The 15,481-nt window shown below is 64.4% G+C and carries 15 protein-coding genes; 6 read left to right on the top strand and 9 right to left on the bottom strand.

All coding sequences use genetic code 11. The annotated features are described in order from the left end of the window. Positions 1-264, bottom strand: a 264-nt coding sequence (locus tag G3O01_RS44365) for a hypothetical protein (RefSeq protein WP_205813831.1), incomplete at its 3' end; no start/stop codon positions are given. Between the two features lie 94 nt (positions 265-358). On the opposite strand from G3O01_RS44365, the gene G3O01_RS44360 reads away from it, so the two are divergent. The 3 genes from G3O01_RS44360 to G3O01_RS44350 all read left to right on the top strand — a co-directional run bounded on the left by G3O01_RS44360 (position 359) and on the right by G3O01_RS44350 (position 2,435). Next, positions 359-1,033 carry a response regulator transcription factor gene (locus G3O01_RS44360; protein WP_205813830.1) on the top strand — a complete coding sequence of 225 codons (675 nt, stop codon included), beginning with the start codon at positions 359-361 and terminating at the stop codon, positions 1,031-1,033. A 104-nt stretch (positions 1,034-1,137) separates the two neighbouring features. Beyond that, positions 1,138-1,404: a hypothetical protein gene (locus G3O01_RS44355; RefSeq protein WP_205813829.1), complete on the top strand. Its 267-nt coding sequence runs from the start codon at positions 1,138-1,140 to the stop codon at positions 1,402-1,404. A gap of 8 nt (positions 1,405-1,412) precedes the next feature. Beyond that, a complete protein-coding gene (locus G3O01_RS44350; protein WP_205813828.1) occupies positions 1,413-2,435 on the top strand; it encodes an alpha/beta hydrolase in 1,023 nt (340 codons plus the stop codon). Positions 2,436-3,242: 807 nt separating this feature from the next. Here the strand turns inward: G3O01_RS44350 and G3O01_RS44345 are convergent. From G3O01_RS44345 to G3O01_RS44325, 5 genes are all read right to left on the bottom strand, one after another. Next, entirely contained in the window at positions 3,243-4,496 is a 1,254-nt protein-coding gene (locus G3O01_RS44345) for an MFS transporter (RefSeq protein ID WP_205813827.1), read from the bottom strand. A 120-nt stretch (positions 4,497-4,616) separates the two neighbouring features. Continuing rightward, entirely contained in the window at positions 4,617-5,558 is a 942-nt protein-coding gene (gene gcvA, locus G3O01_RS44340) for a transcriptional regulator GcvA (RefSeq protein ID WP_205813826.1), read from the bottom strand. Positions 5,559-5,624: 66 nt separating this feature from the next. Continuing rightward, positions 5,625-5,846, bottom strand: coding sequence for an FmdB family zinc ribbon protein (locus G3O01_RS44335; protein WP_205813825.1), 222 nt, complete (start codon positions 5,844-5,846; stop codon positions 5,625-5,627). A 49-nt stretch (positions 5,847-5,895) separates the two neighbouring features. After that, complete coding sequence (locus G3O01_RS44330; RefSeq protein ID WP_205813824.1) at positions 5,896-6,216, bottom strand: HNH endonuclease; 321 nt, start codon at positions 6,214-6,216, stop codon at positions 5,896-5,898. Positions 6,217-6,427: 211 nt separating this feature from the next. Beyond that, the gene (locus G3O01_RS44325) at positions 6,428-7,381 is read right to left on the bottom strand and encodes a PTS sugar transporter subunit IIA (protein ID WP_205813823.1); all 954 of its coding nucleotides are present in this window, start codon (positions 7,379-7,381) and stop codon (positions 6,428-6,430) included. 955 nt (positions 7,382-8,336) lie between these two features. Here G3O01_RS44325 and G3O01_RS44320 point away from each other — a divergent pair. The 3 genes from G3O01_RS44320 (at position 8,337) to G3O01_RS44310 (ending at position 10,436) form a co-directional block, all read left to right on the top strand. Then, positions 8,337-9,032: a glutathione S-transferase C-terminal domain-containing protein gene (locus tag G3O01_RS44320; RefSeq protein WP_205813822.1), complete on the top strand. Its 696-nt coding sequence runs from the start codon at positions 8,337-8,339 to the stop codon at positions 9,030-9,032. Between the two features lie 108 nt (positions 9,033-9,140). After that, the gene (locus G3O01_RS44315) at positions 9,141-9,731 is read left to right on the top strand and encodes a YSC84-related protein (RefSeq protein ID WP_205813832.1); all 591 of its coding nucleotides are present in this window, start codon (positions 9,141-9,143) and stop codon (positions 9,729-9,731) included. A gap of 171 nt (positions 9,732-9,902) precedes the next feature. Next, the gene (locus tag G3O01_RS44310; protein WP_205813821.1) at positions 9,903-10,436 is read left to right on the top strand and encodes a universal stress protein; all 534 of its coding nucleotides are present in this window, start codon (positions 9,903-9,905) and stop codon (positions 10,434-10,436) included. 3 nt (positions 10,437-10,439) lie between these two features. On the opposite strand, the gene G3O01_RS44305 is transcribed toward G3O01_RS44310, so the two are convergent. The 3 genes from G3O01_RS44305 to G3O01_RS44295 form a co-directional block, all read right to left on the bottom strand. Next, on the bottom strand, positions 10,440-13,253 hold the full coding sequence (locus G3O01_RS44305; protein WP_205813820.1) for an Hsp70 family protein: 2,814 nt from the start codon (positions 13,251-13,253) through the stop codon (positions 10,440-10,442). A 14-nt stretch (positions 13,254-13,267) separates the two neighbouring features. Beyond that, entirely contained in the window at positions 13,268-15,127 is a 1,860-nt protein-coding gene (locus G3O01_RS44300; RefSeq protein WP_205813819.1) for an Hsp70 family protein, read from the bottom strand. Then, positions 15,124-15,481 (bottom strand): DUF2760 domain-containing protein (locus tag G3O01_RS44295; RefSeq protein WP_205813818.1); only part of this gene is annotated, 358 nt, incomplete at its 5' end. The genes G3O01_RS44295 and G3O01_RS44300, both read right to left, overlap by 4 nt.

Here is a 15,481-nt window from a genome sequence, read left to right as displayed (position 1 = left end):
GGGGGCCCTCAGGCGGAGGTCAAGAACGGGCGGTGTTAGCCCGCTTTCTTTGCTTACTTTCTTTGCGGCGGCAAAGAAAGTAAGTGCCGCCCCGCACAGGGGCAACGCTTGAAGCACCGATAACAAAACGCGGATGCCAGCGCAAAGCAATAGCAAACCCAAACCCAAACCCAAACCCAAACCCAAACCCAAACCCAAACCCAAACCCAAACCCAAACCCAAACCCAAACCCAAACCCAAACCCAAACCCAAACCCAAACCCAAACCCAGGCGCCGTCTCGGTTATCATCCCACCAGAATCCCGCGCGAGAGTCCCGCGCGCCAAACGACCCCATATCGTTGCTGTGGATACGACATCATGCGAGTGCTACTGGTTGAAGACGATCTGCAGATTGGCCAAAGTCTGATGCGCGCGCTTCAGGACGCGGACTACAGCGTCGACTGGGTGCGCGACGGCAATGCGGGCAGCGCGGCCATCGCTGCCGCCGAATACACCGTCGTGCTGCTCGATCTCGGCTTGCCCGGCATGAGCGGCATCGAACTGCTGCGCTCGGCCCGCGCAGCGGGCAATACGGTGCCCGTGCTGATCCTCACGGCACGCGACGATCTCGAAGCGCGCGTGCAGGGCCTCGACGTCGGCGCCGACGACTACGTCCTCAAACCCTTCGACGTCCCCGAGCTGATGGCGCGCATGCGCGCCGTGCTGCGCCGCAAGGCGGGCTACGCATCGTCGCGTCTGGGCGACGACGGGCTCAACCTCGATCTCGACAAGCGCACGCTGTGCTGCAACGGTGTGTCGTCGGTATTGTCGGCGCGTGAGTTCGCGCTGATGCTGGCGTTTCTCGAACGGCCCGGCACGATCCTGTCGCGCGACCAGCTCGAAGACAAACTTTACGGCTGGGGCAAGGAAGTCGAGAGCAACGCCGTCGACGTGCTGATCCACTCGGTGCGCAAGAAATTCGGGCAGTCGGTGATCCGCAACGTACGCGGCCTCGGCTGGACCGTCATGCTGGGCGAAGCACCGAAAACCTGAGCGCTGCCCGAGCACCGCGCGTCCTCATTCTTCTCTCACTCTACATCGACACAATCTCCTCGACCGCACAGCAATCTCGCTGTTCGCGTGACGAGGAGAGAGCGATGAAAGGCATTCCTGAAGTCAACGTAGTTGTCGCGCGCAACGATCTGCGCACCGCATTCGAACTGTACGACCCCTGCACGCGCACACGTATCGCTGTAAGTATCGATTGCGCGCCGCAACGCAACGCGGTGTGCACCGAACAGTGTGCTCCTGTCTATGCCACGCGTGCTTACCGGATATCCGCTATGCCGACCCGTGTCGGCCTGCGCGTGCGCTATCCGCGTTGCGCCGGCTGGAGCGACGGTTTCGGCGCAATGCAACGCTGAGCACGGCCATGTCAAACCATCCCGCTATGGGAGGCTGCACGGGCCGGGGCCGTATGGCGGCAAGCTGGCAGGCGCGCGTCGTTCTCAGGGCGATGCCGCTGCTTGTCGGGCGGCATGGCCGCGCGCGCTGTGCGGCCGCGCCCGATGTCGCGCTGCTGCGCTCGCGCTCGCACCGGCTGTCGCTGCCGGGCGCATGGCTCGCTGCGTTGTGCCATCCACGCTCGCGCAGGGTGCACGATGCCGATCTTCCCGGCCTGTGGACTTTCCCTTCGGCAAGACCCGGCCCCATTGCGAACGCGATTTTGTATCTGCATGGGGGAGGCTATTACTTCGGGTCGGCGCAGACGCATCGCGCAGTGACGACCGCGCTCGCCGCGCACAGCGGCGCCCCCGTGTTCGCACCCGATTACCGGCTCGCGCCCGAGCATCCGTTTCCCGCGGCGCTCGAAGACGCGTTGCATGCATACCGGACGCTGATCGCGCGCGGCATTGCGGCCGACTCGATCGTCGTCGCAGGCGACTCGGCGGGCGGTGGCCTGGCGCTCGCCTTGCTGCTGGCTTTGCGCGATGCTGGTGAAGCATTGCCCGCGGGCGCCGTGCTGTTCTCGCCCTGGGCCGATCTGACGACGACATGGCGCGCCGTGCGCGGCACGGGACCGACGACGCGTCTTGCGATCCAGCGAGCCGCGCAGATGTATATGGGCGACGCGAGCGCGTGGGATCCGTATGTGTCGCCTGCGCGCGGCGAGTTGCACGATTTGCCGCCGATCCATTTGCAGGTCAGCGATGCTGAGGCGATGTATGAAGATGTATTTGCGCTGGCGGCGCGTTTGAACCGGGCGCGTGTGACTGTGCAGGTCGCGCAATGGCACGAGATGCCGCATGCGTTGCCGTGTTTTGCGCCGTTTTTGCCTGAGGCGAATCAGGTGCTGCGGCAAGGGGCGATGTTTGTGCGGCGGTGTTTGGCTGCGCGGAAGCGATGTGTTGTTGCTACTGCTGCTTCCATTTCCACTTCCACTTCCACTGCGTAGGGCGGGATATGGATTGCTTTCGCTTTCGCTGGCATCCGCGCTATGCCTTCGTGCTTCACGCGTTGCCCCTGTGCGGGGCGGCACCTACTTTTCTTTGCCGCGGCAAAGAAAAGTAGGCAAAAGAAAGCCGCTGAACACCGCCAGTTCTTGTTCCCGCCTGAGGGCCCCCAACGGGTCCTCCGCTTCACACGACGTCCTGCCATGCAATGCCCGTTGCCAGCGTTTTGAACAGGCGCCTCACCCACTTCATGCTCCCGCATCTCTGCACACGTTGTCGAATTGGGCACGTTCTATAGCGGCAAACTGTGTGTAGGCTTTCGCGACGTACACACATCACTCCGGACTAAAAAACACGATCGGTGTCGTAAGAGCGCTGATGCGTGAAGCACTACGACCTACACACAGTTTGCCACCTGGGCGGCGGTAACCAATCGCTGCCGTTCGCTGTGCTACGGGTGATTGAAGTGGGTTAGGCGCCGATTCGAATCGTTGGCAACGGGCAGTGAATGGCAGGACGCCGTGTGAAGTGGAGGAACTGTTGGGGGCCCTCAGGCGGAGGTCAAGAACGGGCGGTGTTAGCCCGCTTTCTTTGCTTACTTTCTTTGCGGCGGCAAAGAAAGTAAGTGCCGCCCCGCACAGGGGCAACGCGTGAAGCAGGCAAAACAAATCGCGGATGCCAGCGAAACCACAAGCAAACCAAACAAACCGTCGCCAGACAAACCAAAAGCGCATGCCGCCCCGCACAGGGGCAACGCGTGAAGCACCAGTAACAAAACGCGGATGCCACCTCAAAAGCAAAAAACACCATCACACACTAGCGCGTTCGGCGCTCACACGAACCGTGTCGTCGATAGGAAAATGCATAAGCGCCGCGAACAGGCTTGCCAGGGCAGTCGCTGCCCAGATCATCGTATACGAGCCCGTCACGTCGAACACATACCCGCCAAGCCACGCGCCAAGAAAAGAACCCAGCTGATGACTGAGAAACACCACCCCGAACAGCGTGCCGAGATGTCGCGTGCCGAACACCTTGGCGATCAGTCCACTCGTGAGCGGCACGGTGCCAAGCCAGGTCAGGCCCATCACGGCTGCAAACAGCACGACAGAGAGCGTCGATTTCGGCAACAGGAAGAACGCGGCAATCGTGGCACCGCGAATCAGGTATAGCCAGCCGAGCACGTATTGCTGACGGAAGCGCCCGCCGAGCCAGCCGCATGCCCAGCTGCCCGCCATGTTAAATAACCCGATCAGCGCGAGCGCAGTGGCGCCGAGCCCCATCGGCATATGGCACAAGCTCAGATAGCCAGGCAGGTGCGTGGCGATGAACGCAAGCTGGAAGCCGCAGGTGAAGAATCCAAGCGTGAGCAGCCGATACCCGCGATGCCGCACCGCATGCGCGAGCGTCTCGCGCAGCGATCCCGCCGCGGGCGCTGCGGGCGCCGCGACGGTATGCGGCACCGACGCGCCTGTGCGGCGGTCCAGCAGGATGCCGAAGGGCGCTGCAACGAGCATCAGGAACGCGAGGGCGTACAGCGACGTCGACACGCCCGATGTTTCCCGCACCAGTTGCGCGAACGGCACCATCAGCACCTGTCCCAGCGAGCCGCCCGCGCTCGCGATACCCATCGCCATGCTGCGCTGCTGTGGCGTCGCAACGCGTCCGACGGACGTCAGCACCACGCCGAACGTCGTGCAGCTCACGCCGATGCCCACCAGCAGCCCGAGCCCCACGATCAGCGCGACGACCGACGGCGCGCTCGCGGCAAGCGCGAGGCCGGCGGCGAATGTCGCCGCGCCGAAAGCGACGACGGGCGCGGCGCCATAGCGGTCTGCGGCTGCACCCGCGAACGGTTGCGCGAAACCCCACACCAGATTGTGCAGCGCGATCGCAAACGCGATCAGCGTGACAGGCAGGCCGCGGTCGTACGAGAACGGTCCGATGAACAAACCGAATGTCTGCCGGATGCCCATCGCCGCGCTCAGAATCAACGCGGCGGCGACGATCACATAAAGTGTCTGGTTTCTCGATGTGGCGGCGTACGTGGATTTGGCTGTCGACATGTTTCGTTTCCTCCACGCGCATCGTCGCAGCGGCATGCCGGCGCGACAAACGAAAAGTTTTCGGCGACAGATGAAGAAAATTCACTCACGCGCGCTTTGGCGCGACCGGGAAGGGCGCCGCTAATCGCTTGCTTCGCTCACGCGCGCGACTTCATTGGCTGAGACTTCGTCATCGAACGCGTGTGCTTCGTCGAGCAGCCATTGCCTGAATGCCTGCAACTCGGGCCGGTCGTCGGTGCCTGCCGCGCTGACGAGCCAGTATGCCGTCTTCGCGTCGACGGTCGGCGCGCAGGCTTCGACGAGCGTGCCCGCTTCGAGCTCGCGATTCACCAGCGGCCGTCTGCCGATCGCCACGCCCATGCCTGTCGTGGCCGCTTCGAGCGCCAGCTGGATCGTGTCGAAGCGCAGCCCGCCCGCCGCGTCGATATCGTCGATTTGCGCACCGTCCAGCCAGGCCTGCCAGTCTTCGCTAGCCGTATCGACGTGAATCAGCGTGGCGCGGCGCAACGCGACGTTGCCGTGGGCATCGCGCAAGCTGTCGCGATACGCAGGGCTGCAAACGGGCACGAGCCGTTCGCCGAACAGCCGGTTCCAGTCGCTGCCGGGCACCGGGCCAAGGCTCAGGCGGATGCCGAAATCGAAGCCGTCGATCGGGAAACCCACCTGGCGGCGCGATGTATCGACGGAAACGTCGATGGTCGGCCACTTCGCGCGGAAATCGTGCAGGCGCGGCACGAGCCAGCGCACGGCCAGCGTCGGCGCGCAGCTGACGTTGACAGTGCGGTGCGTGCGGTTGTCGGGCAGGCGTTGCGTGCCGAGCGCGATCAGCGAGAACGCTTCGGCGATATACGGAAAGTACTGTTCGCCCGCAGGCGTCAGCGAAAGTTTGCGCGGCTCGCGTACGAACAGCGCGACGCCGAGCGCATCTTCGAGCGCGACGATGCCGTGGCTGACTGCGCTCGGCGTCACGTTCAGCTCGGCCGCCGCGAGCTTGAAACTGCCATGCCGCGCCGCTGCCTCGAAGAAACGCAGCGAATTCAGCGGAGGCAGGCGAAGCGGCATGGATGCGATCTCAGAAGGTGGTGGACGAAAACAGGTGTTGGGCCGTGCAGCGAGGCCCGCTTGCGCTCAAGGGCAGCACGAGCAGCCGCGATGACGCATCCCATACCCGCCTTCACCCTCGGATGCGCCGCTCGACGAGCCGCCGCCGAGCAAGGCCGGCGCACCGACCCGCACGCGTTCGGCGGATGTGCCGCAGCGGGGACAGCCGGCGGGCTCGTCGCGATCGGCGATGCGCCGCACTGCTTCAAACGCGCCGCATTCGGCGCACTCGTAGTCGTACACAGGCATAACTTGTTCCGTTGTTGTCGGCACGAAGCCATCCGCCGCGCCCTGCGCTTCAGCGCTTTCGCCGGCTGCTGCGGGTGCGTTCGTGAAAGCCATCCGGCTTCGTGCGCACCCAGTTCACGAAGGCTCTCACCTGTTCGTTCTCCAACAGGCGCTCCACCGATGCATATCGCGTTGCCAGTTCGCGCTCCGAGAAGAGCGCATGCAACTGCCGATGGCAGATCCTGTGCAGCGCGACCGTCAGGCGTCCGCCTTCCGTCTTCGGTACCAGATGATGCTCGTCGCGCTGGCCGGCCGGAATCGCGCGGCCGCACAAAGGACACACGTCGTCCACGGGCGGCCGATACCAGGATTCCACTTCGCGCTTTGCCATCGATACTCCAGCGTATCCCGCCATCCTACCAACTTTCGGGGTGGGCGCTGGCCGCGCGCGGGGCGTGTACGAGCGTCACGCGGCGCCTGCGCTGCTGCGTCGCAAAACGGCAAGGGCATGAGGCAGGCAAGGCGGATGACCTGCAGCGCGGGGCTGCAAGGCCACGACGAGACGCGTTAAAAATGGGCGCGCAGCGCAACTGCGCCGGCGTTCAGGCCCTGAGCCGCGTGCCTGGCGCAGCAGACCGCACAGTGGGATGGGGCATGGGTGAGGGCAGGTCGGATGGCTCGTCCGCGTTGCTGAACAGCCTGCACACTTCGCTCGCGCTGCCGCACGCATGCAGGCGCTCGCGAAAATACTGGTTGCAGAAGCGTTGCGCGACGTCGGCGAGCAGGTTCAGATGCATCGTGTTTGCGCCTTCCGGCACGAGCAGCGCGATGACGTCGGTGACGGGCCTGGCGTCGGGCGCGTCGAAATCGAGCGGTACGCGTGGGCGCACATAGAGCACCACGGCCGTCAACAGGCCCGCGATCTGGCTATGTGGCACCGCGACGCCTTGTCCGAGCCCCGTCGAGCCGAGCGCTTCACGCGCATTCAATCCGTCGATCACCTGAGCGGCGGGCACGCCATAACGCGTTTCGCAAAACGCGCCTAGCTGCGCGAACAGCGCCGCGCGATCGGCGAGATCCGTGTCGAGCAGCACGTTGTCGGGAATCAGCAGCCGGTCGAGCGTTTCGACGTCGTCTTCGGCGGCTTTGACGGCGGCCTTCGCGGGGCGCAGCGCGCTCGCGGCTTGTGCCCACGAGGTGGCGCGCAGCAGATCGCGCCAGCCGTCGGTGGGCGAGTCGGGAATCTCGAACAGATGGCCGAACTGCGCGGCGGGCGCGATGCGGGTGACCTGCTGGATTGCGCCGTTCACAGCGTCCTTCGGCAGATACAGCGAAAGCTGCACGCGTTCCGTATGCGGCAGCGTCGCGATGCGGATGGTCCAGGGCTGGCCCGCGCAATCGCGAGTGAGTGCGCGGCGCAACGGTGTGACGTGTTGCGCGTCGAGTGTCACGCGCATCATGACGCTGCGTTCGTTGGCGCGTCGGCGCGCCGTGTCGTTGTGATCGTGGTGGTGGATGCCGAATATGGCGCGCAGGATCGCTCGGGTCTTCGTCATGCCCTTTCTCCAGACTGACATTTGATCTAGCGTAGCGCGATTTGTATTAAAACCGAATAAAAATGGTTTCTCTGGGTGGAGGGTGCTTTTGTGTGTCTGCGACGCGTTGAGTGGTTTTTTTTGGGCTTTCGCTGGCGTCCGCGATTTGTTATCGGTTCTTCACGCGTCGCCCCTGTGCGGGGCGGCACCTACTTTTCTTTGCCGCGGCAAAGAAAAGTAGGCAAAAGAAAGCCGCTGAACACCGCTAATTCTTGTTCCCGCCTGAGGGCCCCCAACGGGTCCTCTCCTTCATGCGGCGTCACTCTTCTCGACGCCCGCTGCCAACGCTTCGAATCGGCTCATCACCCGCTTCACACTCCCGCGTCGCCACACGCGCGATCGCATCGCCCACGTTCTATAGCGGCAAACTGTGTGTCGGCTTTCGCACCGCATGTGCTTTACTTTGGACTGAAAAGCACGATCGGTGTCGTAGGAGCGCTGAGGTGTGAGGCACTACGACCTACACACAGTTTGCCACCTGGGCGACCGTAACCATTCGCTGCCGCTGGCGGTGCTACGGGTGATTGGAGCGGGTGAGGCGCTTAGCCGAAGCGTTGGCAACGGGCGTCGACTGAGACGTTGGCGTTTGAAGCGGAGGAACCGTTGGGGGCCCTCAGGCTGTGGTCAAGAATTGGCGGTGTTAGCCCGCTTTCTTTGCTTACTTTCTTTGCGGCGGCAAAGAAAGTAAGTGCCGCCCCGCACAGGGGCAACGCGTGAAGCAGGCAAGACATATCGCGGATGCCAGCGAAACCAGATTCAAACCACCAAAAGCATCCCAACCCGCCCCAAACCATAAAAAAACACCCCCGCGAACGTGCGCCATCCCACACAGAACAACACAAAAAGATGCTAAAGAACGCATGCCCGCAGAATAAAGAAACCAACCACAACAACCCGCGCTCCGGAGACTTCATCCATGCTGACTCTCTACTCATATCCCGATCTGTTCGGCGTAGCCGACAACAACGCATTCGGCCTGAAGGTCTATGCATTCATGCGGCTGTGCCAACTCGACTTCGAGCATCAGCACATTCTCGACACAGCACGCGCACCGCGTGGCCAGTTGCCCTATCTATCGGACGGCAACGAAACAATCGGCGACAGCGACGCAATCATCGCGTACCTGAAAGACAAATATGATCTGCAAATCGACAGCGCCCTGTCGCAAGGCCAGGCAAACCTCGACTTTCTTGTGCGCCGCACACTCGACGATCTCTACTGGCCGATGAGCTATTCACGCTGGCGCGACGAGCGCTACTGGCCCGCGTTCCGCGATGCCGTGCTGCGCGAGCACGCAGACGTCACTGCGAACGATCTCGAAGCGGCGCGCGAGTACAACCGGCAGCGCTATCACTATCAGGGCATCGGCCGTTACGAACCGGACCAGGTGTACGCGCGAGGCATTGACGATCTGCGCGTGGTGGCCGATCTGCTCGGCGACAGCGGCTTCGTGTTCGGCCCCGAGCCCACCAGCATCGACGCTGCGATCTACGGCTTTGTCGCGAACATTTACTTTTACGCGATAGACACGCCTTTAAAGGCTTATGTGCTGAAGAGGCCCGAGCTGGTCCGCCATTGCCGCGCGCTTCACGAGCGCATCGCAAAACCTTGAGGCGCTCGCGGTAAGGAACTACGGCGCGGCATTCGCTGTCATCGGATAGGATCGATCCAACCGCAAGCGGTATCAACCACGACGTCAGACAAGGGAGAAAAGATGACCATAGACCGCCGCCGATTCATCACGCTGAGCACGACAGCGCTCGCCACAGGCGGGCTCGCGCTCGCGGGCTGCACGACCACGGGGCCATCGTCGGATAACTCGACCGAAGCGAACGCAGCGAAGCGCCAGACAATCGACGCCGACGTCAACGGCACGCTCGCGCGCCTCTACAACTCGATCGGCGGCTCGCGCGAACTCGCCGACAAGTCGCGTGGCATTCTCGTGTTTCCTTCCGTGATCTCGGCAGGCTTCTGGTTCGGCGGGCAATACGGGCAGGGCGCGCTGCGCGTCGGCGGGCAGACGTCGGGCTACTACAGCATTGCGGCGGCGTCGTTCGGGCTGCAGATCGGCGCGCAGTCGAAGGCGATCGTCATGCTGTTCATGACGGACGACGCGCTCAATAACTTCACGCGCAGCCAGGGCTGGTCGGCAGGCGTCGACGCAACGGTCGCGCTCGTGAAGGTCGGCGCAAACGGCAATGTCGATACATCGACGGCGATGAGTCCAGTCGAAGCGTTCGTGCTCACGAACGGCGGGCTGATGGCGGGCGTATCGCTGGAAGGCTCGAAGATTTCGCGTCTGATCATCTGATCCTCTCAACGGATGGCGCGCGCCGCGTCATCCGCTTCCGCGTGCTCAAGCACCTTTCCGCGCCTTTCCATTTCTTCAGTTCAATCGTACCTTTGCACGCTCATTTATCGCTAACTGTCGCGTCGCATCATGCCTCACATGATGTAACACATGACGACGGAGGCACACGAAATGAGCAAGCACATCCTGGTAGCAGTCGGCGCAAACTGTGACGGCAGCGTATTGAAGACGGCCATCGACAAGGCCCGCCACACGGGCTCGCGCCTGACGGCCGTCTATGTGGTCGACACGATGCCCTGGTGGGCGATGACGGGCGTCGAGTACGGCTGCCTCGACTCGCTCAGGATGGTCGAGGAACTGGAGCACGTCGTCGAGCGCCGCTGCAACGAAACGCTCGCAATGGACGCCTGGGACATTCAGGCGAAAGCCATCACGGTGCAGCTCGAAGGTGGCAGCGTGGGCCGCCGGATCGCGCGGCTCGCCGATGAACTGGACGCCGACATGATCGTGGTCGGCGCAGGTCACGGCACCAAATGGCGCTTCTGGGAAGAGCGGATGAGTGATGTGGTCGGCCGCTGCACGCGTCGTTCGGTGCTCGTAGCGACCGCAACCGGTTCACGCCGCGATCAGCCGGCCAGCGAACCCGCTCATCGCCATGAACATGCGGGCAGCAAGCGTGCACCCGTGCGCGCGCAGACTCTCTGAGCGCTAGGCGCCGCCGATCAGCTTGAGCCCAGCCGGCAGCGATTCGCCGAATACGCGGCCGGTGTCGGCTTCATCGAGCGCGACGGTCTCGCGCACCATCTGGATCCACGCGGGCGCTGCGCCCAGCGTTTCAAGCCGCCGGATCACCGTTTCGCGCGTGGCGTCGGGCAGATCGCGCGAACGGTCGCCCGTCATCCGCGACAACTGCACGGCGGCGAACGCGGCGGGCTCGACCTTCTTCCAGTCGAGCGCGAGTACGGCTTCGAGCCACGACTGCGCGACTTCGGGCGGCACGACGCCATGCGCGCTGCCATAGAACGGCAAGCGCGCGCCGATACGCCCGATTGCCCACCACGTCTGATGATTCTCAGAAGGCTTGCGCAGCCGCTCGAGCAGATGCTGCGCGAGCGCGATCTTGCGATCGACGGAAATCCGTTCCAGCGACGCCTGCACGCGGATCATGTCCGCATAGCCGACCTTGGCGGGATCGAACGGCAGTTTCTGCTTTTTAATGCTTGCGGCTTGCAGGAACTCCATTGCATCGAGCAGTTGCAATTGCGCATCTTCGTTCAGGCCGCCCGCCGCGCGACGCCATAGCGTCCACCATTCCGACCACACCTGGCTTTCGTGGATGTACTGGATGCCGTCGTCGAAAATCGACCAGATCTGCTCGACGCGCCATTCGTCGAGCGGATAGCCGAAGCCTGGGCGCAGGCAATAGCCCACCAGATTGAGCCACGAACGCTCGTGATCGGCCGAACGCCGGCGGCGTTTCGCGCGTTCCCACAACGCGCCGAACAGTTCGCGCAGCAGCGCGACATCCCAGCTTTCACGCGGTCCGAGTGTCTGCTCGAGTTGCGCGCGCAGACGCTTCACTTCGCTCGGCCCGACATTCGATGAACGCGCGCCGAACGCGCGCTCGATCAATTCGATTGCGTGATCGAGTTGTGGATGGCGTTGTGTTTCGCCACTTTCATCGACCGATGCCGACGCTTCATCGCGGCGCAGTTCGAATTGAAGCAGCCAGCGTTGTGCAGGATCGTCGGTGGCGATGCAGTTGACTTCCAGTGTGCCGACTTCCGTGATCGACGTCGTGAGCTTCACGGGCCGCTCGTCGGCATCGGACGCATGCCGGCGTTGCACGACGGTTGCAATCGGCGGCAGGCGGATGAAGTCGCCTTGCGAGAGAGCGGTGAGTTCACCGGCTTTATAGTGCGTATCGGCAACCGTCGACATCAGATGAAAACGCACCGGTTGTCCCAGCCTCAGCGCGAACATGCGATCGTCGAGATGCACTTCATGGGCTTCTTCCGTGCCGCGCGGCAACAGGCAGATGCCCTGATCGCCTTCGAGCACGAGAAAATAGCTGCGCGCCGATCCGCCGCCGATGCGCGGCGCATTGCCCGCGCGCGCCAGCCCGTAGGCGACCGCGCCACGCGCGACGGCGACATCGGGATGATCGTTGCGCAGCACGTTCAGCGGTTTGCCGCGCCACGCGCCGAGCGTGTCGGCGAGCCGCTGCGTCAACGCCTGCGCGCGGAACACGCCGCCGTTGAGCAGCAGCGTGTCGGGCACGGGCAGGGTGTCGTTTTCGCCTTCCTCACCAAGCGCTTCGCGCGATTGCGCAGCGAGCCGCTTGAGGAACGCCGCGACGTGACGCGTGACGCCCGCATCGCTTGCATACGGCAGACCGAATTCGACAATCGCCGCACGCGAGCGGCGCGGCATCTCATCGGCGGACACTTGCGGAAAAAATCCGTCAACCACGATGCGCGCGATTTCGTCGCGCGTCAGATGCGTGGTGCGCGCACCGCCGATCAGACGCGAGCCAGAACCCAGCAACGTGATCGCCACCGACTCCGGCGCGTTCTCAGCAAGCAACTGTTCCTTCGCCACACGGCAGCGCTCGACCAGTTGCGACAGGCTCGCCGCCGACAGCTTCGTCTGGCCGTCCTGCGACTGTGCAAGCCTGGTTTCCACGAGCCTCGCGAGCGCGAGGTCCATGTTGTCGCCGCCGAGCATCAGGTGATTGCCGACGCCGATGCGCGTCAGTTGCGGCTCGCCGTCTGCATCGAGTTGAACCTTGATCAGCGTGAGGTCGGTTGTGCCACCGCCGACGTCGCAGATCAAGACGAGCCTGGTGTCTTTTAACTCAGCCCCAAGTTTGTCGCGATGATGAAACAGCCAGTCGTAGAACGCGGCCTGCGGCTCTTCCAGAAGCCGCAATGCCGGCAGTTTCGCGAGACGTGCGGCTTCGAGCGTCAACGCGCGCGCGCCTTCGTCGAACGACGCGGGCACCGTGAGCACCACGTTCTGCTGTTCGAGCGGCGCATCGGGAAAGCGCGTGTTCCAGGCGGCGCGCACATGCGCGAGATAGCTGGCGCTCGCGGCGACAGGCGAGACCTTCGCGACGTCGTCGGGTGCGCCCCACGGCAGGATCGGCGCGAGCCGGTCCACGGACGCATGCGAGAGCCAGCTTTTCGCGCTCGTCACGAGCCGGCCCGGCACCTGCGCGCCAAGCGCGCGCGCAAGCTGGCCGATGACGGGCGGCAGCATGTCGGCCGTTTGCGGTTCGGCAGAAGGCCAGGGCAGTTGCAGATCGCCCGGATTCAGCTCGCCAACTGCCGGGTGATAGCGCACCGACGGCAGCAGCGGCCGCGCGGCCACTTCGCCGGGCGCGACGAGCTGGTCGACATCGAACACGCGGATATCGTCCGATCCCGACTGGACATACGCGACGACGGTATTGCTCGTGCCGAGGTCGATGCCGACCGTGTAACGCGCGGCCAGCCGCTTCTGCCTTTGCTTGTCCTTCATCGAAGCCCTGGTGGTCAGCCTTGCGCGCCGCCGCGCACGTCGAACTCGACTTTCCAGCGTTCGTCCGTGCCGCGCGGGATTGCTTCGAGTTCGAGCGTGCCGGCTTCCGTCACGCGCGCATGCAGCTTGACGGGCACGACTTCACCGACGGTGCGGCCATCGGCGGGCAGCGTCGCCTGGATTTCTTCGAGTTCCTGCAGTTCGTCGGGCGACCAGTAGTCGAGCATCGTGCCGACCTGATCGAGACGCCGCACCGACGAACCGAAGAAGCGGAAATGCACCGGCTCGCCGACCACGAGGCCGAATTCCTGTTCCGGCAGCGGCGCATCGGTGCCTTCTTCCATGCCGAACGGCGCGACGCACAGCGCGGAAATGGGCGGTTCCATGCCGGGCACGGCGGGCATCGCCGATTCGATCGCGACGTAGTACGCGCGTGCCGTGCCGCCGCGGATGCGCACGCCGCGTCCGCGCTTCACGTAGCCGTAGTACGCGGCGCCGCGCGCGACGGCGAGATCGAGGTCCGCGCCTTCGAGCAGGCGCGCGGGCGCGGCGCCGTCGGCGGTGAGCCAGCCGTTGAGCGTCGACATGATCCGCTCGACCAGCAGCGGCGACTTGAACACGCCGCCGTTGAACAGCACGGCAGTGGGATGCAGGAACGTTGCGTTCGCCTGAAGCGCGGATTGCGCGTCGGGCAGCATGCCTTGCAGGTCGGCGAGCGCCGCAACCTGGCGGCCGAGGAACGCCGCCAGATGGCGCGTAATGCCCGCATCCTGCGCATACGGCAGGCCGAGTTGCGTGAGACCCGCGCGCGTGCGCACCACCGGCCGGGCCGACGATTCCACTTGCGGGAAGAAGCCTTCGAGGATGATCTGTGTGAGCTCGGCGCGCGTCAGTTCGGTGCGGATCGAGCCGCCGATCAGCTTCGAGCCGCGGCTCGGTACGACGAGCGGCACGGTATCCGTCGACGGATCGGACAGCAGCGTTTCCTTGGCGCTGCGGCACGCGTAGGTCAGGGCGCGCAGTTGCCACGGATCGGCCTGCGTGCCTTGCGCGGCGAGCTTGCGCGCGACCACGTGCGCGAGCGCGAGGTCCATGTTGTCGCCGCCAAGCAGAATGTGTTCGCCTACGGCCACACGATGCAGCTCCAGATTGCCTTCGCGCTCGATCACGGCGATCAGCGACAGGTCGGTCGTGCCGCCGCCGACGTCGACGACGAGGATGATGTCGCCGAGCTTGACCTGCTTGCGCCAGCCGCCCGTGCTCTTCTGGATCCAGCTATAGAGCGCCGCCTGCGGCTCTTCGAGCAGCGTCATCGGGCCATAACCGGCGGCATTGGCGGCTTCCGCCGTCAGTTCGCGCGCGGCGGGATCGAACGACGCGGGAATCGTCACCGTGATTTCCTGCTGGTCGAACGGCGCGTCCGGGTGCGCGTGGTTCCAGGCCTCGCGCAGATGCGTCAGGTAGCGCACCGAGCTTTCGAGCGGCGACACGCGCGTGACTTCGGGCGGCGCGTCGCTCGGCAGAATGGCCGCGCGGCGGTCGACGCCCGGATGGCACAGCCAGCTTTTCGCGCTCGACACGAGGCGGATCGGCGTGCCCGCGCCACGGCTGCGCGCCATTTCGCCGACCGCGAAGGTGCGCTCGCCCGTCCACGGCAGCGCGAGATCGCCGGCGCTCAGCTCGCTTTCGTGCGGCAGATAGAGAAACGACGGCAGCAGATCGAGGTCTTCGATCGCGCCGGGGGCGGTCAATTGTGTGACGGGCATGACCTGCTGCTCGGTCTTCTCGCCGTCGCTGGCGGCGAGATCGACGTACGACAGCGCGCAGTGCGTGGTGCCCAGATCGATGCCGATCGAATAGCGCGGATCGCTCATAGTTCTACCTCCGCGGGCGCGAGCACGGTTGCGTCGTGGCTTTGCGTGAGCTTCGGCAGGCGTACGTCGGCGACGCGCCAGCCGCGATGGCTGATGCTGCCCGAAAACGGTGCCTTGCCGACCACGTTGCCCGTCAGGCGGATGGCCGTCGCGTCGAAACCTTCGTTGATCGTCACGCGGCTGCCTTCGGCTTCGTCGCGCACCGGTCGGATCGTGAAGTGCTCGCGCAGCGTCGCGCGGCAGCCTTCATGCACGAGGCGCGCAGCCGCGCCGATGTCGGCATCCGAATACTTCGCGATGTCTTCCTCGACGAAATCGATGAAGCGCGCGTCGCGCTGAAGCAGGCCGAGCAGG

It is taken from the genome of Burkholderia sp. Ac-20365 (assembly GCF_017104715.1).
GTDB lineage: Bacteria > Pseudomonadota > Gammaproteobacteria > Burkholderiales > Burkholderiaceae > Paraburkholderia.
The sequence above is the reverse complement of the archived record's forward strand: the minus strand, read 5'-3'. Positions and strand labels throughout refer to the sequence as shown.